Here is a 20,459-nt window from a genome sequence, read left to right as displayed (position 1 = left end):
CGCCGGGGGTTACAGCAATTCCGAAATCGGGGTGGGATCTTCCAGGACCGGGGTTGGGCGACCGCGATGGTCTAAGAGATGTAGCGCCGGGTTGAGTCCCATGGCTTTGTAGATTGTGGCATGGATGTGCTCCGGACGGACGGCGCGGGTAAGCGGTCGATAGCCCTTGCTATCGGTCGAGCCGATTATCTGCCCGCCGCGAATGCCACCGCCACCCATCAGGCAGAACATCGAAGCCCCCCAGTGATCGCGACCGGGTGTCCCCTTGCTCAACGGAGGACCGCCATTGCCACCGTCGTTGATCCGTGGTGTGCGGCTGAATTCGCCGCAGAGCACAACCATGGTGCTTTCCAACAGCCCGCGCTGCTCCAGGTCTTTGAACAATCCAGACACAGCTGCGTCGACCCGCGGCAAATACGAGTTCATTCTCGATTCGAGATCCCAGTGACTGTCCCAGCCACCAAAGTGGCAAGTGACAAACCGTGCGCCGGCTTCGACCAACCGTCGCGCCAACAATGTGCTTTGGCCCCAGGTATGCCGTCCATAGAGATCGCGAATCCGTGGATCTTCACGGCTGAGGTCAAAAGCCTCCCGCGCGCTTTTACCGGAGACAAATTCAAACGCGTTTTTGTCGAACCGGTCCATGGCATCGAACGTGGCGGTCTTTTCGACATTGCGGGGAATCGTGTCGAGTTGCGTCAACAACCCGCGGCGATCCTCCAACCGGGTTAAAGACAACCCTTTTGCCAGGTTCAGGTTTTTGACTTTGAATTTATCTTTGTTCGGATCCCCACCAGTCTGAAACGGATCGTGTTGCACGCCCAACCAGTTTCCGCCGAAGTAGCCCGGACGCAAGCCGATGCTACTGGCAACCGGTACGCTGATGTAGCTGGGCATGCCCGGGTTTTTGGCACCCAACTCGCGCGTGATCACGGAACCGAGGGAAGGGAATTTGCCCGATTTGTTCCCGCCGCTGACACCCATCGCTTTGGAGGTCAGCATACGATGCCCACCGGCGAAGTGATCGCCCGTGCCGTGATGGAGTGAGCGGACGATTGAAAACTTGTCGGCGATTTTTGCTTGTTGGGGAAACAGTTCGCTGATTTCAAACCCAGGGACGTTCGTAGGAATGGGATTCCACATACCACGAATCTCAGCCGGTGCTTCCGGTTTCAGATCGTAAAGATCCAAGTGCCCCGGTCCGCCATCGAGCCACAGCAAGATGACTGAGCGATCCCGTTGACCCTCTGCCGCAGTTTCCTTGGCACGCAACACGTCGGCCAATCCCGCAGTCGCCATGCCGGCGACGCCCAACTGTACAAAGCTGCGGCGACTCATGCCGTCGCAGTACTTTTCCGTGTTTCCCATATCGACTTGCAACATCGTCGGTTTCTCCCAACCTAAATGGGGGCAATCGTCCCACGTCATTGCGGGGCCCACAACGCATCACGCGGCATTGATGTGAATTCTACTCAAATCACTGCAATCCATGCAACGTGATCTAGGGAATATACCAGGGTCGTCGGCTGTGTAGAGTGGTCGGTGGCTAGTGGCCGGCGGCCAGAATCGGGGGAGCGATTTCTCGTGATTGGTCGCGGGGGGAGAAGCTTAGAGCCTAGTCCGCCAGTTCGAAATGGACTTCCCACTCACCACCTCAAGCCTGTCTCCTCACGCCTGTTTGACGCAAAAATAGACAAATTTCGCTCCCCGTCGCATCTTCTTAAACAGTCCGCGATTGAGCATTTCGCAGTTGTAGCCAAGTTATTCCGTGATAAAATGGGAAATCGAGATTTCTTGCTCGCCGTGATTTCACAGGCAAGCCCCGTGTCGATCGATTCTTCCGCGAGTACTCACACTTGCGTGATACGGGTAAAAAATACCGTTCGGAATGCGTTCTCTAACACGAAAAGGTAGTCTCACATGCGCTCCATGCATCGCATATTTCTGTCGGCTGTTTGCGGGTTGTTGCTCAGCGGATTGCCCGAACTCTGTCAGGCCCAAGAAGCTGTTGCCGTCCCTGCAGGAGTACGGAGTCGGCGCTCCTCGCCCTCTCAACCAGGGCAGCCTGGCCAACCTCAACCGGGACAAGCCAAACCAGACGGCAATGCTAAGCCGGGTGACGACAAGAACAAAGACAAAAAACCGGATGATAAAAAGGCGGAACCGGGAACGTCAGCCGTCAAGCGGCCCGCTAAACCGGAAGAGGAGCCCAAGCCGGAAGATCTCAAACTCCAGAGACTGGGTGATGGCGAAGTTCGCTTCAATTTCCGTGGCGCTCCCTGGCCGGTCGTACTCAAGGAGTTGGCCGACGTTGCGCATCTCAACTTGGACTGGCAGGAATTGCCGGGCGACTATTTGAATTTTGTCACAACCCGCAGTTACGAGGTCGACGAAGCTCGCGACGTGATCAATCGCCACCTGCTGGCGCGGGGTTACACCATGATCCTGCATGAAGAAATGCTCTCGGTGGTCAGCCTGAAGAAGATCAAAGAACTCAACCCCGCTGTCGTACCGGAGGTCACGCCCGAGGAACTCGCCAAGTTGATGCCCCACGAATACGTCCGCACATCGTTCGTGCTCGATACGTTGATTGCCAAGGATTTGGCAGGACAACTCAAACCGTTGATCAGCCCCGAACATGGCCGCCTGGACGCAGTGGAGTCGCTCAATCGTCTGGAAGCGATGGATACCGTTGCCAATTTGCGGCAGATCCAATCGTATCTATTGATGGAGAAATCCGATATCGGTCAAGACCGTGTGATGCAGGAGTTCTTTCTCAAGCATACCCGCGCTTCAGAAACGTTGGTGCAATTACAAGATCTTCTGGGGATCAAACGAACAGCCGAAGTCTCCGGCGCTGCGAATCCCCAGATGCAGCAGCAAATGCAACAAATGATGCAACGCATGCAGCAACAACAGCAAAAAAAGGGAGGGGATGCCGGTGCTTCGGCTCCCGAAGAAGTGCGGCTGATTGTTAATTCCCGCAGCAACAGCATCATGGCAACGGCACCACCCAACAAAATGGCCATCATCACGCAAGCCATCAAATCGCTGGACGTAGCTGCCGATCCGTCCGACTCGCTGTTTAACAACATCGACCGCATGCAAACCTATCGCTTGGCGGCGACCGACCCCGAAACGTTGGTCAATATGTTGGAAGACCTGGGGGGCTTGGATATCGGCACGCAATTGGAAGTCGATAAAAAGAACAAGGCCATCATCGCCAAAGCCTCCATGACCGACCATCTGATGATCCGCAAATTGATCGCCAAGCTCGACGGCAGCGGTCGGCGGTTTGACGTGATCAAATTGCGACGGCTGGATGCGATCGAGGTCGCCGGCTCGATTAAATTCATGATGGGTGGCGAAGAAGAGAAAAAGGACAACCGCCGCTCGCGCTATTGGGGATATGGCGGTTACGGGTCCAATGAAAAGGACGAAAAAGATGACAAATTCCGTGTCGATGCCGACATGGACAACAACCGCCTGCTGCTGTGGGCCAACGACATTGAGTTGGATTCGGTGGAAGAGCTGTTGGTCAAGTTGGGCGAAATCCGGGCTCCCGGCCAGAACCGCAGCAAGATGCGATTGATGGAAGCGGTATCTCCCGAGGATTCCGAAAAGGTTTTAGAACGCCTACGGAAGATTTGGCCGAACATCGCTCCCAATGAATTGATTCTCCCCGAGCCAGTTGAAACTCCGAAATCAGACGAACCGGCTGAGGAACAACAGGATGAAGCGGCCGAACCCAAGACCGCTGCCCGACCGATTCAACCGCGCCTGCAGTTGGCGAATTTCTATGAAGAAAAGGCGGCGGCTAAAGAACCGGCCACTGAGAAACCGGTTGAAGCAGCGCCGGTTGATGCAGCCTCAGCCGATGCGGGCAACAATCAACAAGCCGGGCGTCCCGCGGACGTCCGCAAAGCCGAAGCGCCGCCTATCTCGATCCGCCGTACGCACGATGGACGTCTCGTCATCAGTTGCGACGACCCCGCTGCACTCGACATTCTGGAAGATTTGATGGTCGACATCGCACCGCCACCGAAGACCTACAAAGTCTTCTTCCTCAAATATGCGTCCGCCTATTGGGTCAGCTTCAATCTAGAGGACTTCTTCAAAGAAGATGACGATGACGACAAACAACGCCGCCCCTACTGGTCTTCCTGGTACGATAACGACGATAGCTCAAAAGACGAAACGCGAAGTTTATCCAAGCGTAAGAAATTGAAATTCATCGTCGATGTCGACACGAACTCAATCATGGTCCGCGGCGGAGATGCCACCCAATGGAAAACCGTTGAGCAGCTCATTGAATTGTACGACAAAGCCTTGCCGCCCAACTCGCGCAATGTGCGACATGTGCAGATCTTCAAACTCAAGCACAACAGCGCGAAAGACGTTTCCCTAGCGATTAAGGATGTTTATCGCGACTTGCTCAGCGCCAATGACAAGGCGCTGGAAAATCAGCCGAAAAAACAAACCAACATTCGCTACGCCGACATGTACGGCGACGATGACAAGGATGAGCTGAGCCAAGGCCGCTTTAAGGGGGACTTGTCGATCGGGGTCGACCCCAAGACCAACACGTTGATCGTCTCAGCCACGGAAGCCATTTTGCACAACGTGGGAATCATGATCAAAGAACTTGAAAATTCTGCCGCGCCGCTGGAATCCAATATGCAGGTCGTCAAACTCAAGCCGGGTATGGATTCCGCAGCGATCCATGAGAACCTGGCCAAACTGCTCAACCCGCGGCCATCGGAAGACGAAAAGAAAAGGCAAGAAGCAGAGAAGCAAAAAGAAATGCAGCGAAAGCAACAGCAGCAACAACAAGATGCCGCAGCCGCAGCGATACTGAACTGACTCGCTTTGCTGTCAGGATTGCGTAATCAGGGTTGCACAATCAAACGAAAATCCCCCACCCCTCGGTTTTCTACGAGGAGTGGGGGATTTTTCATGCGCGTGTTATTCAGCTTTCTCAAACCCGAAAATGTGACCTGATGGGGTGAGCATGTACGCTTCGCCTTGTTCGTCCTCGCCGAACGACATCACCGGCAGCGGGTCGACTCCTTCCGGCCAACTGATGCTGCGGTTAGCGGTCACGACCTTTTTGTCGGCGTCGTACTTCAAGGCCCAAATGCGGCCGCTCACGTAGTCGGCATACAAATACGAGCCGGCCAATTCTGGGAATTTCTTACCACGATAAACCTGCCCGCCGGTGATCGATTTGCCGATGTCGTGATGGTATTCCCAAATCGGATCGATCAAATCCTTGCGCGGCCCGACCCCGTTGGGACCGAATTTGTGCTTCGCTTCACGCAGGTTCCAACCGTAGTTGCCACCTTTGACGATGATGTCAATTTCTTCCCAAATGTTCTGTCCCACGTCCGCAGCCCAGCATAGGCCGGTTTTACGGTCAAAAGACAACCGCCAGATATTGCGAACGCCGTAGGCATAAATCTCCGGACGCGCACCGGGGGTCTTCACGAACGGGTTGTCCTTGGGAATCGAATAGTTCTTTCCATCGGATTTGTGGTCGACATCAATCCGCAAGATCGATCCCAACCATGTCTTCAAGTTTTGTCCATTCCCCATCGGATCATTACCAGCTCCGCCATCTCCCAGAGCAATGTACAAATAACCATCCGGCCCAAAGGCAATCGTGCCGCCGTTGTGATTCCAAAATGGTTGCGGAATACGCAAAATTTCGACTTCCGTCTTGGGATCCACGTGCTGGGGATTGTCGGCGGAGACGGTGAACCGCGAAACGACCGAGGTGTGTGGAGCATCAGTCGTTGTGTAATACACGAAGAGGTGGCCGTTCTCTTTGTATTTGGGATGAAACGCGAATCCCAACAAACCTTCTTCGTTTTCATTGTCCTTGTAGACCACCTGAGACTCAATATCGAGAAACGGACTCGACTCGGTGGCGTCCTGATCGTTTTTGAAGACGCGAATCACCCCTTCTTGTTCGGCGACGAAGAGACGATCACTGCCGTCGCCGGCGTAGGTCATCACGATTGGGCGTCGAAACTCCAGATCGATAAATGCCTGCGTCGCACGGATGGCGAGCGGCGATTCATCAATCTCCGCCGCACGGCCGGCGGCGCTCAAAATAGAAACTGTCAAAGCCAGTGCGGAGAACACCAGCGTCATACGCGGAAGCATCTTCATCAGCGGACCACCTGTTGCGTGAATTGGTAGAAAAAGGTTCTTGTCAGGCGCGTAACGCAACGCACCTGATTCGTAGGTCGTATGAGAATAGAGCGAAGCGGCACCGATTTCAAAGCACACGGCTATTTGAATAGTTTCGGATCGAGCGTCCACTGACCAAAATCGTTCTCTCCCGGTTTGACCGTCACGGTCACGAGGCCCTTTTTCCAGGTCTGCGACGCGCCATCTTGAGTGGCTGCCGTGACATCGGTCGGAACTTCGTGCCATACATGAAACGTCCATTCACCAGCCGGGAGGTTTTTGATCGTAAAGCGGCCTTCCTTGTCGGTGACGGCCATATAGGGATGATCTTGAACGAGCAGCCAACCGGTCATCCAAGCGTGAATCGAACAACTGACCTTCGCCGGCGCCCGCTCGACACGACGCGCCGTGCGGCGGTCTTCGGTTTCGGGGGGGGAAACAGCGTTAAACGGCAGATTCCGCTTCAAATACGCGGCGGTGTTGTGTGCGATCTTGTCGTCGTTTTTGATCAACAGTTTTTGCGTGGTTCGCAGCGTTGTTACGTGCGGTACGAATCGGCAATCCTTATTGGCCAACAAGACATCCGCCTTGGCTGATTCGGCATACGACTCATGAATCGGCGGCGTCTGACGTCGTGGCATTTCCAGCCAGATCACGACATTGGCGATGCCGCGACTTTCTTTGTCGACCCGCAGTTGTTCGGAATGCAGATCGAACGGCCCGCAGAATTCGGCATCCTTGTTGAGTTCCAATGCTTCGGGCACCGGCGGTTCACCACCGTAGATGAACTGTCCGCTCAGATCGCCCCACTTGGCATCTGCCTCCTCTGCGGAAACCGTGCTCACGAAGTGGTCGTGCGAATGGCCTGCCCAACCGGCGAAACCGGCGAAACAAAAAGTAGCCACAACAAAAACGAAACCAATTGCCTTTGAGCCTGACATATCAACAACACCTCGAATCGAGTTGACGACCGACGAAAAAATACGGTGTTGTTTGATTGTATCGAACTGGACGCCAGGAGGATACGAACGGCGGGGATGTTACGGTTTGACGATCGTGCCGTCTGCGCGGCGATAATTGCCCCAGAACATATCAAACGGCGGGGCGCCGGTGATTGGGAACTTCGCCGCCAACGTTTCATCGAGGTCAATCCCCAGTCCGGGACGATCATTCACATGGTAATACCCGTCACGCAATTCCGGGCAGCCGGGGAAGACATCCTGTTCGGCTTGGTTGAATGCGTGGGCTTCTTGAATGCCAAAATTCGGGACAGCCAAATCCAGGTGAATATTGGCCGCATGCCCCACCGGCGAGACATCCCCTGGTCCATGCCAAGCGGTCCGCACGCCAAACAACTCACACATGGCGGTCATTTTGCGAGCGGGGGTCAGTCCCCCGATTTGCGAAATATGCACGCGAATAAAATCAATCAGTCTCCCGCTCACCAACGGCATCCATTCATGCGGATTATTGAACAACTCACCCATGGCTAGCGGCGTGCTGGTTTGTTGCCGCAACTGCGAAAAATAACTCGCATCCTCCGGACTAAACGGATCCTCCAGATAGAACAAACGAAGTTGCTCCAAATCTTTGGCCAGTCCCATCGCCAAAGTCGGCGGCACACGTTCGTGCACGTCGTGAATCAATTCCACTTCGTCGCCTAGTTGATTTCGCAGATGCTCAAACAATCGCGGAATCGCCCGAACGTAGGGGCGTGGTTCCCAGATTTCGGTGCGGCGATTTTCAGGAACATCTCCCGCGCCCGTTGTCTCTCCACTGCCATAGGTCCCCATACCGGGAATCGCGACCTGCGCCCGCACATGGCGGTAACCCGCCTGTAGAAATCCGCGGACTTGGTCTTCGACTTCTTGGAAATCACTGCCCGAGGCATGCCGATACGTATCGACAGCTGTGCGGCATTTGCCTCCCAACAGTTGATAGACGGGCACTCCGGCGACTTTTCCCAGGATATCCCACAGCGCCATATCGACACCACTCAGGGCATTGTTCAGCACCGGACCATTCCTCCAATAGGAACTGACAAACGCCGACTGCCAGATGTCTTCGATGTCGAGCGGATTTTTACCAAGCAAGAACGGCCGCAAATATTCATCGACCGCTGTCTGCACCACCCGCGCACGTTGTGTGAAGGTCGCGCAGCCCAGCCCGTACAGCCCCGGTTGGTCGGTCAGCACTTTGACCACCACCAGTCGAATCCCCGCCGGAGCGGTGAGGATCGTTTTCACTTCGGTGATTTTCAACGGCACGCCCCTATCACGGTATCCACGTTCATGGTGTATTAAAAAAGGGTGCCACTGGCGGCTTGTCCGCCAGTGCGAATTACGTGATGCAGCAAAACACTAACGGGCAAGCCGCCAGTGCCACCCGGGATCGCTAGACTTGGAGGGCCGTTGATGACCAGCCCTGTCACTTTGCCTTCGGCCGATAGACCGGTTTCAACCGCGCGATGCCGGCCTCGTCCGCCACCTTTAGCATCGCCGCCAATTCATCGACCAGCGGGAATTGGACGCCGCTTTGAAACAATTGCCGCACGACCTCCGCATCGTTCGCACAACAATAATTGATCCGCACGTGGTGCATCGTGAGTTTTTGCGTGTGGTCGGGGGAAACCGTTTTTCCACGCAGCAATTGAATAAAGCCCGCTCCCATGGCGATCGTTTCGTCGACGTATTGCAGGTTATTGCCTTGGCGCTCCATGTTGCAGATGAGAATATCCGCATCAACGCGACGGGCTGCCTCGGCGGCTTTTTTGTTGCAGGCCAAAAATGCTTGATGCTGCCGCTGATGCGCGATGATTCGCTGCGTCGTCTTCTCGGCCAATTCCGCATTCCCTTTCAGGTGCACATTCAACCAAATATTTTCCGGCATCACCTCTAAAGCTTCATCGAGCGTCGGAATTCGTTCTCCGGCAAATTCAGCCGACTTCCAACTTCCTGCATCCAATTTCTTGAGTTCCGCCATCGTGTAGTCCCCGACCGGGCCGCTACCGTCTGTCGTGCGGTCGAGTTTGGGGTCGTGCATCAACACCAGTTGCCCGTCCTTGGTGAGAGCAACATCAAATTCGATCATCTGCGCCCCCAATCGAATCGCCTCGCGAAACGCGGCTAAGGTATTCTCCGGATGCGTATTGCTCGCCCCGCGATGTGCGCAAATCCCCCGCTTCGGCATCTCGATGCTCTGGGGAGACTCAGCAAAAGTCGGACTGACCCCCGTCGTCGTGATGGCGAGTGCACTGAATAACAATAGAAAAATCGGTTGTCGCATGTTTGGTCTTTCTGCCTACGTAGGAATTCCCTGGAAGCGGAGTGGATGAACGGGGGAGGATTACACTAACATCAATCACGGGGCGGTCGCCGCCATTCAAGATTTCTCCCGTACCATCGAAGCCGTCCATGTCCAATCCTCACGCCAGTCCGCAGGCACTGCCACCGCGTCTCTCTTGGGCGCTGGGCATGGTGATTGGTGGCACGTTGGCCTATTGCATCGGCCTGCAGATGCTGCTTGAGGATCAATCGCTCTCCTCCAATATGATCAGTTCCGGCCTGTGGCGAAAGGTCGTTGGCATTTTTGGCGGCGAAATAAAAGCCAATCCCGCCGCCAATGCACTCACAGCGGTCGTTCCCTTTTTCCGTTTGCTGCTGATCAATGGCACGGCGAGTATCGCAACGTGGCTAGCCGGGGCGGCCTGGTTGAGTCGCAAACGCGGCGAAGAATACGTCGATTCGCTCGCCTACTGGGGCTGGCGAGGCTGGCCGTGGTTGTTGCTGCCGTTTGTCTGGCAAATCCTGTGGCTGGTTTCCCTGGGAGGCACGTGGAATCCATTCGTCACCGCCAGTACGCCATTTTGGTTGGCAATCAGCTGCGCCGGTTGGGGGGCGACATTTTTCACATTGGCGGCGCCGCTGCAGGAATCCAAGAATCTCGACACCACACCACCACAGCGCGTTCCCTGGGCATTGTGGTTGGGAATCGCGCTGTTCGTGGGCTGTTTCTTCACCATGAACCGGCAGCTGTATTACGGACTGCAAACGCCACACGGCGATTCCGCGATGTATGAAGAGCATCTTTGGAATCTCACGCATGGCAAAGGCTTTCGCAGCTTTTTGGATTACAACACCGAACGGCAGCCGCCGGAGTTTCGTCTGTTTTTGGGCGAGCATATCCAAGTCGTGCATGTGTTGTTGTTGCCGGTGTATCTCATCTGGCGTTCGCACCTGACGTTGGAATTGTGCGAAACCCTCGCCTTAGCCAGCGGGGCGTTGGCGGTGTTTTTCATCGGGAGGCGGCATTCCGGGTCGCGCCGCGGGGCCGCCCTGCTCGCCGGCGCGTACCTGCTCTATTTTCCGCTGCATTTTTTAGACATCGAAATCGACTTCAAGACGTTCCGCCCGATTTGTTTCGGCGTGCCGGCGATACTCTTCGCGCTCGATCAATGGGAGCGCGGGCGCGTTAAAACAATGCTGTTGTTACTTGCCGTGGCGCTCTCGGCCAAAGAAGACTACGCGATGATCATCGCCCCGTTGGGAGTTTGGATCGCCCTGCACCGGCAGGCGGAGGCGGATCATACCATGCCGCGCAAACGACTCTGGTGGCTGGGGGGATGTTTGGCGCTGTTTGGGGTGCTGTATTTGATGTTGGTGATCAAATTTGCCATCCCCTTATTTCGCGGCGGCGATGTGCATTACGTACGTTATTTCCCCGAAGATCTGGGCGCAACGCCCGGCGAAATGGTGCGCAATGTCTTCATGCATCCACTGCGAGTGGCCGAGTATTTGTTCACACCGGGCAACTTGCTGTTCGCAATGTATCTATTGTTACCGCTCGGTGGCTTGCCATTGTTGTCCCCCACGCGGTTGGCGGTGGCGGCTCCGTTGTTTGGGGTGTTGTGCCTGAATCAAATTGCCCGTGATACGCAACACCATTTCCATGCGCCGTTGATCCCGATAATTTTCTGGGCAGCAGCCGCGTCGCTGACAACCACCGCACGATTCCGGCCGCGGTGGGCATTCGCCTGCGCGTTGTGTACGGGTTTGTTTTTCAGTATCGGTCCAACAGGAATCGCATTCTGGGATCCCACATCTGCTTTTTATTGGGGACGCTGGTACGTGCCGGGCGAACGGGCTGAGAAATTCGCGGAAGTGATTGAGCAAATCCCCGCGGAATCAAAAGTCGCCTCGACCGATTTCGTGCATCCGCGCTTCACGCATTACGCGCGGTCGTATGACTACAGCGACTACCGCCCCATTGTCCCGGACGACACGGATTATATCGTGATCGATACGCGGCATCGCTACAGCAACATCAAGCTGCCCAGCGAGGTCAAGGAATTTCGCGACAGCCCGCAAACCTGGGAATTGTTACCCGATCGCACCGATGGCTACTTCATCGTGCTGCGTCGCCGACGCTGATAGGCCGGCCATTCCATCCCGCACGCTCAAAACCACTTCTGTTTGTCAGCAGGGGTCAAGAACTCTTCACCGTTGATGTAACGGCGAATATTCTCCAGTAGTGTTTCGGTATGCCGTTCGGCGATGCGCGGTGAGGCGGCTGCTACGTGCGGCGTGATCAGTACGTTTTCCATACCCCACAACGCGTGGTCAGCGGGAAGCGGTTCGACTTCAAACACGTCCAGAGCGGCGCCGGCAATCTGTCCTGCTTCGAGAGCGGTACTCAGCGCCGCTAGATCGACAATCGCCCCCCGTCCGATATTGATCAGATAGGCCGAGTCACGCATTTGCTGAAACTGCTGGGCAGAGAAAAGTTTTTCTGTCTCCGGCGTGTGCGGGGCGGCGATCACCACAAAATCACTGGAGGCCAACAGGTCGGGGAGTTGGCGGATCGGCCAAATTTCCGGCAGGACATCGGGGATTTCACGGCGGACCGGATCGACGCCCAGCACATGCATGCCAAAGGCGCGCGCCCGACAAGCGATTTCCCCACCGATGCTTCCTACGCCGACAATCCCCAGTGTGCAATCGGCCAGATGCAGTGCGCCGCGGTCGATGGCATTGACTTGACCCGGCCCGTTCACAAAATCGGCCCGCGCGTCTTCTCCGCCAACCGGTTCCCAACGCGATTGCATTTGTTGCCGCAAATAAATATGGGAATTTCGCGCGAACATCAGCACGTAGCCCAGCACATGATCCGCGATGACGTCGTAAAACAAGCCTCGCATATTCGTCAACTGGCAAGGATGCGCGACCAATTCCGGGAAGAGGTAATGCTCCAAACTAGCGGTCGGGGACTGCACCCATTCCAATTTTTTGGCACGCGCTAATAGCTGTGGCGTGAGCTTGCCAAAGAACGCGGTGGCTTCGACGATTGCTTCGTCGGCAGTGGCTTGATCCGCTGCATTCACAACCACCATGTCTTGCGCCGCATCAAGAATTCTTTGCAAGCGCAGGTCGTCGACAGGCGGATAGATGACAAGTTTTTTCATGGTGTTTCGGTTCTCTTGAGGCGTCAAAGCAATGCGTCATCACAAGCGCCGCGGCTTGGTTTTGAGATTGAATTTTCACAGTTGTCCGGACGAGTGCATTCCGTTGTTTACTTTGCAGTTTTGGTAACATGTTACCATGTCACGTGGTCGTTGTTTCATCACTTAGGTGCGCGCAAACGTAATTTGTCAAGTATCGATTCCTGAAAACACAAAGACTTTTTTCATTCATAATCCTGCGTTTTGGAGCTTGCTCTTCCGAGGAGTGTTCGACAAAATGGGACACCAACGCATGACGTTTGATGCGTGTTTTCTGATTTCTTCTTTCGACTCTTATTCAGATTCAAGAGGCTGGTTGATGCAAGTCATCTCACGTGCTGAAAGCGAATCGATTCAGTTTGGCAAAAACTTGACCTTAACCGTTGTGGAGATTACCGACGAATACGTCCGCTTGGGCATAACCTCCACGGATGGCGAACTGAACTACTGGGAAGAGATCCTGTACCTGAAAACACAAGAGGCGGAATTGCAGCTCAACTAACTCAATGCATGACAACTTGAACTGACCCACCCGATTGCTGAGCAGCATCATTCGTGGAAGCTGTGCGAATCGTCTGGAAACGAATTGTCACGGGTTTCCTGGATGTAATTCCGCACCGATGTTTCGACAGTGTTTCGCAGGTCAGCGTATTTTTTGAGAAATTTCGGTGTGAATCCAGGGGTTAGCCCCAGCATGTCGTTGGTCACCAAAACCTGTCCATCGCAATCCGGGCCAGCACCAATGCCGATTGTGGGGATCGTCAGCGTGGCTGTGATTTCGGCGGCAATTTCCCGCGGGACGCACTCCAAAACAATCGCAAATGCCCCCGCTTCTTGAGCAGCTAAGGCATCGTCCAGCAATGGTTGTTTGGCTCGCTGGACTTTGTAGCCGCCAATGGAGAGGACCGATTGTGGCTTGAGTCCGACGTGAGCCATCACCGGCACATCGGCGCCCGTCAATTTTGCAATGGTGCCCGCCTGGTTGACTCCCCCTTCGAGTTTGACCGCTGCGGCGCCTGTTTCTTTGATCAATCGTCCGGCGTTTTCCATCGCCTGTTCGGGGCTGACGTGAAACGACATGAACGGCATATCCACGATCACCAACGCCTGCTTGACCGCGCGGACAACCATCTCCGCATGGTAGATCATCTGATCCACTGTGACCCGTAACGTGGAGTTGCGGCCTTGGACGACCATGCCCAGCGTGTCGCCGACAAGAATGGCGTCGATGCCGATTTCATCCAACAGCTGAGCCCAAGTGAAGTCGTACGCCGTCAACACGGTGAGCTTGCGGCCCTGTTGTTTTGCCGCTGAAAATTGAGGCACGGTCCAAGGAGAAGCGGGTTGTCCGCCGTTGTCAGCATCTGTAGTCATCGGGGCGCGTCTTTTTAATCTTGGGTGATTTCAAAATCCTTCCGTCGCGACGATTCGCGGGGGATTCATCTCGCCATCTGGAAAATGATTGCCGTCGGCACTCAACCGGTGTATCCTAACGAACGAGGTCTCCGAAGTCACATAGGTTCGCTATGCCCGCTTCAACAGGCAAGCAGACCCATTTATTTTCACGTCAGGAGCACAGATGATGCTGCGATCCCATAACCTCAGGCAGGCGATGCGATACAGCGCAATGACAGCCGGATTGGTCGCACTAGCGCTGCTGGCTGCAGAGTCGGCGTTTGCTCAAAATAAGACCACAAAGCCCGATCCGGCAAATACTCTGGCGGGAAAAATCAAATCCGTCGAGAAAAAAGGCCGCACGCTGGTCTTGTCGATCGAGACGGAGGACGGGGAAACCGTCGAGCAACTGCTCACAACGCGTACGCCCCTGGTGATCAAGGGAGACGGGGATTCCGGCTTTCTACGGCGCGGCGCAGTCGTCTATACAAAGGCTTACCAAACTAAAGATAAGAAGTTGTTCGGCAAGGAATTCAAAGTTTACTTGGATGGCTCGCGGTTTCGCGGTGTCAAAAAGGGCAAGACTGATGAAGTCCTCGAGGTGATGGGGGTGATCACTCAGTTGGATAAGGAGCAGATGGCGATCAACATCGGGCGCGGTGGTCCGGGCATCGTGCAGTTGGAGGAAGGCTATAAGGTCAAAATCGAATCGGCGAACCACGCATTGATTGTTCCAGGAGCGGGGGTCGTGTTGGCTGGTAGACCAACTCGCGGTCGTTTTAAGGCGACCGGGGTCGAGGTCAATCTGGAGAATCCGTTGACTGCCGAAAAGTATTTTGCGGCTCAGGAAAAGGGCTCCAAGCGCGGCCGCAGGCGTTCACGCGGCTCGTCCACCGCCTCGAAGTCGGATAAAAAATCCGAAGGTAATGCAGTGGCCAATCCTTTCGCTGAGATCGATAAGAAAAAAGATAAATAGCGTGATCGAATTGAGAGGGCGCGGGGGTTGTGCACAAAGCGGAGGGAACAGGGCAGTTAGGGCGTGTGTCGCATTGTGCTGCATGTGGCGCAAAATAATACGCGCAATTCTGTTCAGTGTTCATTTATGGGACACTTCTTTCAGGTGGCCGGGTTGATCGAGATGTCTGTTTGGTTTGTATCTCTTTTGGCAGCAGTGTGTTGCGTTTATTAGCTCAAAACGGTGCGATTTGGCATCATTAATGCTTTATATATTCATCGCCGTGGTGGTAAGCGTTGGCCCGCACTTCCGCCATTGGTACACTGGAAAACGTTCCGCGCCTTGTTGTGCGGAACGTTTTCTTTTTCTTTGTGCCGAAAAAGCACTGTCCGAAAATCACGAGCCGGACGGAGTATTGATTGATCCTGATCTGCCGATTCTGCGTTTTCAGAGAGGCAAATTCGCTCGCTCGCGGGTTCTTAAAACAAGTCGCTTTAGTGGATCGATCATTCTCAGCTCAAAGGCCGCCGATGCCCATCGAATTTCGTTGTGACTGCGGATCCCGGTTACGAGTTCCCGACCAGCGCGCCGGTCAGGTCGTTCGCTGTCCAGCCTGTGAGGAACAGACGTTGGTTCCCAAGCTGGGTGAGGATCCTGATGCTTATTCTGTTGACGGTAAATCTCCCCGCAGTGACGATCTCGTTTCTGTACGAATGGACACGTCGCAGCGTTCCTCCAGGAAGCGAACCAAATCGACATATCGGGCAGCACGGTCGAGTGAGCCGCCCACATCGAAGGCTGCCCCATCCGCTTGGCGGTCAGCATCGCGGGAAAAGCGACGTTCCCAACGGCCATGGTTGGCCAGTTTTCAGTTCCCGTTTCAGGACGAAAACAAATTCACGCTTTTAGGATGGGGAATCGGCTTTGCGTTTGTCGCAATCATGATGTCAATTCCGATCCCGTCTCTTGTTGCCAACATCGCTCGACTTTTCGTGCTGTTGATCGCTGCGGGATATTTTTTCCATTTTTTGAGCGAGGTCGTCCGTGTTGCCGCTGGAGGGGATGTCGAACTGCCTGAAACATCCTCCGGTGAAGATGTGCTTCAAGATGCGGTCACTTGGTGTGGTGCGATTGTCTTGGGATTGTCTCCCTGGTGGGGATTCCACCTGCTCCGGTGGTGGTTTGCCTGGGAGACTCCTGCGGAAGTCGGCGAAATCCTGCTGCTGATCGGTGCATTTTACTCACCCATGGCCTTGCTGGCCGCGACGCTGTTCAATTCAATATTGGCTGCCAACCCTCTGTACGTTCTGGGGGCGATTTTCAAATTGCCACGGCAATATTTAACCTGTTGCTTGCTCTCGGCCAGTGTGTTGGTCGTCTATTTTTTATTGGGCGCCGTGATCATGTCTATGCTGGGGCCGGACAGTCTGTTGATGATGTTGTTTGTCCACACGATTTCGGCACTGCTGCTGCTGTACGTCTCCATCGTGGTCATGCATCAGCTCGGCACGGTGTATTATAAAAATCGCGCCAAAATCGGTTGGTTTCGCGATTGAGCCCGCAGTGCTGACGCTTTCACAATTGTCCAGCCCCGGTTTTGCAGTCTGTGTTGCGGCGAAATGCTGATGCTGGTTGTCCTCGCGCCCGCTGGTGGAGTATCATTCCCCGCGCAAGGATTTTCAAAAAATGAGCGAGTTTCAAGGACTTTTGGGGAGATACACCACGTGGCTGAACGCGTAGTCATTATCGGCTCCGGCCCCGCCGGATGGGCGGCCGCCATTTATACATCACGCGCCAATCTCGAACCGGTTGTTTACGAGGGGGCAGTGACCGAAGAGAACCGCTTGCAGGGGACATTGCCGCTCGGGCAATTGGCCCTGACCACCGAGGTTGAGAATTATCCCGGATTTCCTGCCGGCGATCTGGGGGGCTACCTCGACAATTCGATCGACGAATCGAAACGAAAATACATGGCGCCGCACCTCAAAGAAGGGGTCAGCGGGCCGGAGTTGATGGAATTGATGCGGCAACAGTCCGTGAACTTCGGCACGAAGGTCGTGACGGACGACATTGTGGAAGTCGATTTTTCGGTGCATCCGTTCAAACTCAAGTCGCTGGAAGGCACGGAGATCGAAGCGCTCTCGGTGATTATTGCCACCGGAGCCCGCGCCAATTATCTGGGACTCGATTCGGAAGAACGTTTCAAAAACATGGGTGTCTCGGCCTGTGCGGTTTGCGACGGCGCCATTCCACGTTTTCGCGACAAGCCGCTGGTGGTCGTTGGTGGTGGCGACAGCGCGATGGAAGAGGCGACTTTTCTGACCAAATTCGGCAGCAAGGTCTACATCGTGCACCGTCGCGATGAATTCCGCGCGAGCAAGATCATGGCTGATCGCGTTTTAGCCAATGAAAAAATCGACGTCAAATGGAACACCGTGGTTGATGAGGTGCTTGGCAACGATAACGACGGAGTGACCGGCGTACGGCTCCGCAGCACCTTGGATGAGGAAAAAACGGAAGAACTGGAAGTGGCCGGTTATTTCGCCGCCATTGGCCATACGCCCAACACCAACTTCTTGGCGGGCCAGTTGGAGATGAACGAGAAAGGCTATCTCACCTGGACGACTCCGCAACGAACCTACACCAGCGTCGAAGGAGTCTTCGCTGCCGGAGATGTCGCGGACGATTATTACCGTCAAGCGATTACGGCCGCCGGGACCGGTTGCATGGCAGCCCTCGACGCCGAACGTTGGTTGGCGTCGAAGGGGTATGATTGATGACGAAGTGGCCGGTGGCGAGTGGCCGGTGGCCAGTGAAACAGAAGTGTCAGGTTGTTGAGAGATTGGCTTGCGATGGCGCATCCTCAAGCCTGTCACCTCACGCCTCAGGCCTACAGTCGACGGCCTCCTAATTAGGAAAAAACGATGTTAACCGAAGCGGGATGTTTAGCGCGGCGGGCTCGATTGTGGGCGAGTGTGCCGGAGAGCGTGGAGTGGTTGTTGGTGGCGGATCCGCGCCACGTGTACTACCTCAGCAATTTTCTGGTGAACCCGTATAGCTTTTCCGGAGGCGAACGGGGGTTGCTGTTATTGGAACGGGGCGGCACAGCGACGCTCTGCGCCGACAATTTCACCGTGCGCTCCGCTGCAGGCGAACATTTCGTAGATCGGGTGATCGAAGAAACTTGGTACAACCACCAGCATGCGGTCATCAACCGGGACCATGCGCTGTTTAAAGCGCTGGAAGCGATTGATGGACACATTCTCGGCCGCAACGGCGCGGTCGAAGCAGAATGGTTACCGTTGGCCGCCTGGGAAGTGCTCTCGCCCGATCGCGAACGACATTCCGTACAAGAACGCATCGCCGATGCTGTTGGTTCAGGACGTCCGGCGATTGATTTAGGATCGGTACTGCGTCGCTTGCGGCGGCAAAAGGAACCGGACGAATTGGAACTGATGCGGTCCGCCATCCGTGCCGGCGAAGCAGGCCATGCGCGGGCACGCGAAATCGTGCGTGCGGGGATCAGCGATTTTGACGTCTACCGTGAAATCCACGCAGCCGCCATGGAAGCCGCGGGACGCCCGGTGATTCTCTACGGGGATTTTCGCGTCACCAATGCTCAGCAGTTTAAGGCGGGCGGATTGCCGACGGGAGAAATCCTCAAAGACGGCGATTTGATGCTGATGGATTTTTCGGTTGTGATCGACGGTTATCGCGGCGACTTCACCAATGTACTCAGCGTGGGGTCTCCCAGTGATGAACAGACCATGCTGATGGAGTTATGCCAAGCAGCTATGCAGAGCGGCGAAAAGGCGCTCAAGGCCGGTGCCGCTGCGAAGGATGTGCACGCGGCGACCGAGCGGCCGCTCAAAGAATCGGGCTACGGCGATACGTTCAATCATCACGCTGGACACGGCATCGGTTTAGCGCATCCGGAACCCCCGATTTTGGTTCCGCAAAGTGAAGATATTTTGGTCGCCGGAGATGTGGTGACGTTGGAACCGGGCCTGTATGTCGAAGGCATCGGCGGTATTCGCATCGAACACAACTACCTCATTACCGAAACCGGGTATGAGCAATTGAGCAATCACTTGATTTCGCTCGCATAACAATACGTCCTCCAGTCACTATTTATTGTTCGCGCCGCGATTGTGTCGGCCGGGAATCGCGTTTTCACATGTCCAATGCGTTGCCCTGGATCAATGAAGAACTGGAAGAAATTGAGCGTCGTGGTTTGCGGCGACGACGGCGGATGGTCGAACCCTTGCCGGGCGGACGCTGCCGGATCGATGGCCGGGAGATGTGGAATTTCGCCGGCAACGACTATTTGAATCTTTCGCAGGATCCGCGGGTCATCGCAGCAGCGCAACAGGCCGCTGCGGAAGCGGGGACCGGCGCCACGGCCAGTGCGTTGATCTGCGGACGCACACAATGGCACGCGCGGTTGGAAGAACAACTGGCTGAGTTTGAGGGGACCGAGTCGGCGCTGCTGTTTCCAACCGGCTTTGCCGCCAACATGGGAGTGATCGTCGCCGTGGTTGGCCGCGAGGATGCGGTATTTTCCGATCGCTTGAACCATGCCAGCTTGGTGGACGGCTGCCGGTTGTCCAAGGCGGCTTTGACGATTTACGATCGCAAGAATCTCAGTGCCCTCAGCGAGGCATTGTCCGCAGCATCGTCGGTGCGCCGACGATTGATTGTCACGGATAGCATTTTCAGCATGGACGGCGATGCGGCGCCGCTGGCAGACTTGTGCGAATTGGCCGAAGCGCACGATGCGATGTTGATGATTGATGAAGCGCATGCGACGGGCGTGTTCGGGGCACAGGGAAAAGGTTTTGCAGAATTCGCGGGCGTCGAAGACCGCGTGCATTTTCGCGTGGGAACGTTGAGCAAAGCGTTGGGAGCAAGCGGAGGATTTGTCAGTGGCTCGCAATCGCTGATTGACTGGCTATGGAATCGCGCGCGGCCTCAGATTTTCTCCACAGCCTTGCCCCCGCCGGTTTGTGCGGCGGCTGGTGCGGCTGTTGAGATAATCCGAACAGAACCGCAGCGACGCACGGAGTTACTCCAGCGATGTGGAGATTTCCGCGCCGCTCTGATCGCGGAGGGATTTGCGACCATTGAGGCGGCGGTCGCGCCTATCTTTCCGATCCTGCTAGACGACCCACAGTTGGCGGTGCGGACTGCCGCTGCGTTAGAGGAGCGGGGGTTTCTCGTGGGAGCCATTCGCCCGCCCAGTGTTCCGCCTGGGACGTCTCGTTTGCGGATCACGTTGTCGTGGGCGCACGACCAGCGGGTGATTGAGGAATTCACCACAGCGTTGAGAGACGTCTTACGCGACGTAGCCCCTGGAAGTTGATAGACTCTCTGCGCAGTTGTTTGCCGAGCGGATTTTGTAGAATTATTGATACCGTT

Annotated in this window: 16 protein-coding genes; 9 read left to right on the top strand and 7 right to left on the bottom strand. The window is 55.4% G+C overall.

Going from position 1 to position 20,459, the window contains the following annotated elements; genetic code table 11:
* Positions 1–9: 9 nt before the first annotated feature.
* Positions 10–1,383 carry a DUF1501 domain-containing protein gene (locus Mal52_RS24430; protein WP_145379131.1) on the bottom strand — a complete coding sequence of 458 codons (1,374 nt, stop codon included), beginning with the start codon at positions 1,381–1,383 and terminating at the stop codon, positions 10–12.
* A gap of 537 nt (positions 1,384–1,920) precedes the next feature.
* On the opposite strand from Mal52_RS24430, the gene Mal52_RS24425 reads away from it, so the two are divergent.
* Complete coding sequence (locus Mal52_RS24425; RefSeq protein ID WP_145379130.1) at positions 1,921–4,863, top strand: secretin N-terminal domain-containing protein; 2,943 nt, start codon at positions 1,921–1,923, stop codon at positions 4,861–4,863.
* Between the two features lie 102 nt (positions 4,864–4,965).
* Here the strand turns inward: Mal52_RS24425 and Mal52_RS24420 are convergent, their stop codons facing one another.
* The 4 genes from Mal52_RS24420 to Mal52_RS24405 all read right to left on the bottom strand — a co-directional run bounded on the left by Mal52_RS24420 (position 4,966) and on the right by Mal52_RS24405 (position 9,480).
* Positions 4,966–6,174 (bottom strand): PQQ-dependent sugar dehydrogenase, encoded by a 1,209-nt coding sequence (locus tag Mal52_RS24420; RefSeq protein ID WP_145379129.1) that lies wholly within the window; start codon positions 6,172–6,174, stop codon positions 4,966–4,968.
* Positions 6,175–6,296: 122 nt separating this feature from the next.
* Positions 6,297–7,040: a hypothetical protein gene (locus tag Mal52_RS24415; RefSeq protein ID WP_145379128.1), complete on the bottom strand. Its 744-nt coding sequence runs from the start codon at positions 7,038–7,040 to the stop codon at positions 6,297–6,299.
* Between the two features lie 195 nt (positions 7,041–7,235).
* Entirely contained in the window at positions 7,236–8,462 is a 1,227-nt protein-coding gene (locus Mal52_RS24410; protein WP_197534443.1) for an enolase C-terminal domain-like protein, read from the bottom strand.
* A 160-nt stretch (positions 8,463–8,622) separates the two neighbouring features.
* Complete coding sequence (locus tag Mal52_RS24405; RefSeq protein WP_145379126.1) at positions 8,623–9,480, bottom strand: glycerophosphodiester phosphodiesterase; 858 nt, start codon at positions 9,478–9,480, stop codon at positions 8,623–8,625.
* Between the two features lie 128 nt (positions 9,481–9,608).
* On the opposite strand from Mal52_RS24405, the gene Mal52_RS24400 reads away from it, so the two are divergent.
* Positions 9,609–11,624 carry a DUF2079 domain-containing protein gene (locus Mal52_RS24400; RefSeq protein ID WP_145379125.1) on the top strand — a complete coding sequence of 672 codons (2,016 nt, stop codon included), beginning with the start codon at positions 9,609–9,611 and terminating at the stop codon, positions 11,622–11,624.
* A gap of 26 nt (positions 11,625–11,650) precedes the next feature.
* On the opposite strand, the gene Mal52_RS24395 is transcribed toward Mal52_RS24400, so the two are convergent.
* Positions 11,651–12,655 carry a D-2-hydroxyacid dehydrogenase gene (locus tag Mal52_RS24395; RefSeq protein WP_145379124.1) on the bottom strand — a complete coding sequence of 335 codons (1,005 nt, stop codon included), beginning with the start codon at positions 12,653–12,655 and terminating at the stop codon, positions 11,651–11,653.
* Positions 12,656–13,010: 355 nt separating this feature from the next.
* Between Mal52_RS24395 and Mal52_RS24390 the strand changes: the two genes are divergently transcribed.
* The gene (locus Mal52_RS24390) at positions 13,011–13,193 is read left to right on the top strand and encodes a carbon storage regulator (protein WP_197533453.1); all 183 of its coding nucleotides are present in this window, start codon (positions 13,011–13,013) and stop codon (positions 13,191–13,193) included.
* A 47-nt stretch (positions 13,194–13,240) separates the two neighbouring features.
* Here Mal52_RS24390 and panB read toward each other — a convergent pair whose 3' ends face one another.
* Positions 13,241–14,065, bottom strand: a complete 825-nt coding sequence (gene panB, locus Mal52_RS24385) for a 3-methyl-2-oxobutanoate hydroxymethyltransferase (RefSeq protein ID WP_145379122.1) — start codon at positions 14,063–14,065, stop codon at positions 13,241–13,243.
* Between the two features lie 205 nt (positions 14,066–14,270).
* On the opposite strand from panB, the gene Mal52_RS24380 reads away from it, so the two are divergent.
* The 6 genes from Mal52_RS24380 to bioF all read left to right on the top strand — a co-directional run bounded on the left by Mal52_RS24380 (position 14,271) and on the right by bioF (position 20,403).
* On the top strand, positions 14,271–15,062 hold the full coding sequence (locus Mal52_RS24380; RefSeq protein WP_145379121.1) for a hypothetical protein: 792 nt from the start codon (positions 14,271–14,273) through the stop codon (positions 15,060–15,062).
* Positions 15,063–15,303: 241 nt separating this feature from the next.
* Positions 15,304–15,594, top strand: coding sequence for a hypothetical protein (locus Mal52_RS24375; RefSeq protein WP_145379120.1), 291 nt, complete (start codon positions 15,304–15,306; stop codon positions 15,592–15,594).
* Positions 15,572–16,597 (top strand): hypothetical protein, encoded by a 1,026-nt coding sequence (locus tag Mal52_RS30295; RefSeq protein WP_231962434.1) that lies wholly within the window; start codon positions 15,572–15,574, stop codon positions 16,595–16,597. The genes Mal52_RS24375 and Mal52_RS30295 overlap by 23 nt, the downstream gene beginning before the upstream one ends.
* A gap of 168 nt (positions 16,598–16,765) precedes the next feature.
* Entirely contained in the window at positions 16,766–17,818 is a 1,053-nt protein-coding gene (locus tag Mal52_RS24365) for an NAD(P)/FAD-dependent oxidoreductase (protein ID WP_231961964.1), read from the top strand.
* A 147-nt stretch (positions 17,819–17,965) separates the two neighbouring features.
* Positions 17,966–19,150: a M24 family metallopeptidase gene (locus tag Mal52_RS24360; protein ID WP_145379117.1), complete on the top strand. Its 1,185-nt coding sequence runs from the start codon at positions 17,966–17,968 to the stop codon at positions 19,148–19,150.
* A 68-nt stretch (positions 19,151–19,218) separates the two neighbouring features.
* Positions 19,219–20,403: an 8-amino-7-oxononanoate synthase gene (bioF, locus tag Mal52_RS24355; protein WP_145379116.1), complete on the top strand. Its 1,185-nt coding sequence runs from the start codon at positions 19,219–19,221 to the stop codon at positions 20,401–20,403.
* Positions 20,404–20,459 lie beyond the last annotated feature (56 nt).

The sequence above is a fragment of the Symmachiella dynata genome (assembly GCF_007747995.1).
In the GTDB taxonomy this organism is placed as follows: domain Bacteria; phylum Planctomycetota; class Planctomycetia; order Planctomycetales; family Planctomycetaceae; genus Symmachiella; species Symmachiella dynata.
Note: the sequence above shows the minus strand (reverse complement) of the source record. Positions and strands in the feature narration are given on the sequence as shown.

What these genes read in the sequence shown, in the direction of transcription:
- Mal52_RS24405 (WP_145379126.1), bottom strand. Translation starts at nt 9,480, where the DNA reads ATGCGACAACCGATTTTTCTATTGTTATTCAGTGCACTCGCCATCACG.
- Mal52_RS24430 (WP_145379131.1), bottom strand. Translation starts at nt 1,383, where the DNA reads ATGTTGCAAGTCGATATGGGAAACACGGAAAAGTACTGCGACGGCATG.
- Mal52_RS24375 (WP_145379120.1), top strand. Translation starts at nt 15,304, where the DNA reads ATGCTTTATATATTCATCGCCGTGGTGGTAAGCGTTGGCCCGCACTTC.
- bioF (WP_145379116.1), top strand. Translation starts at nt 19,219, where the DNA reads ATGTCCAATGCGTTGCCCTGGATCAATGAAGAACTGGAAGAAATTGAG.
- Mal52_RS24420 (WP_145379129.1), bottom strand. Translation starts at nt 6,174, where the DNA reads ATGAAGATGCTTCCGCGTATGACGCTGGTGTTCTCCGCACTGGCTTTG.
- Mal52_RS24390 (WP_197533453.1), top strand. Translation starts at nt 13,011, where the DNA reads ATGCAAGTCATCTCACGTGCTGAAAGCGAATCGATTCAGTTTGGCAAA.
- Mal52_RS24360 (WP_145379117.1), top strand. Translation starts at nt 17,966, where the DNA reads ATGTTAACCGAAGCGGGATGTTTAGCGCGGCGGGCTCGATTGTGGGCG.
- Mal52_RS24380 (WP_145379121.1), top strand. Translation starts at nt 14,271, where the DNA reads ATGATGCTGCGATCCCATAACCTCAGGCAGGCGATGCGATACAGCGCA.
- Mal52_RS30295 (WP_231962434.1), top strand. Translation starts at nt 15,572, where the DNA reads ATGCCCATCGAATTTCGTTGTGACTGCGGATCCCGGTTACGAGTTCCC.
- Mal52_RS24400 (WP_145379125.1), top strand. Translation starts at nt 9,609, where the DNA reads ATGTCCAATCCTCACGCCAGTCCGCAGGCACTGCCACCGCGTCTCTCT.
- Mal52_RS24425 (WP_145379130.1), top strand. Translation starts at nt 1,921, where the DNA reads ATGCGCTCCATGCATCGCATATTTCTGTCGGCTGTTTGCGGGTTGTTG.
- panB (WP_145379122.1), bottom strand. Translation starts at nt 14,065, where the DNA reads ATGACTACAGATGCTGACAACGGCGGACAACCCGCTTCTCCTTGGACC.
- Mal52_RS24395 (WP_145379124.1), bottom strand. Translation starts at nt 12,655, where the DNA reads ATGAAAAAACTTGTCATCTATCCGCCTGTCGACGACCTGCGCTTGCAA.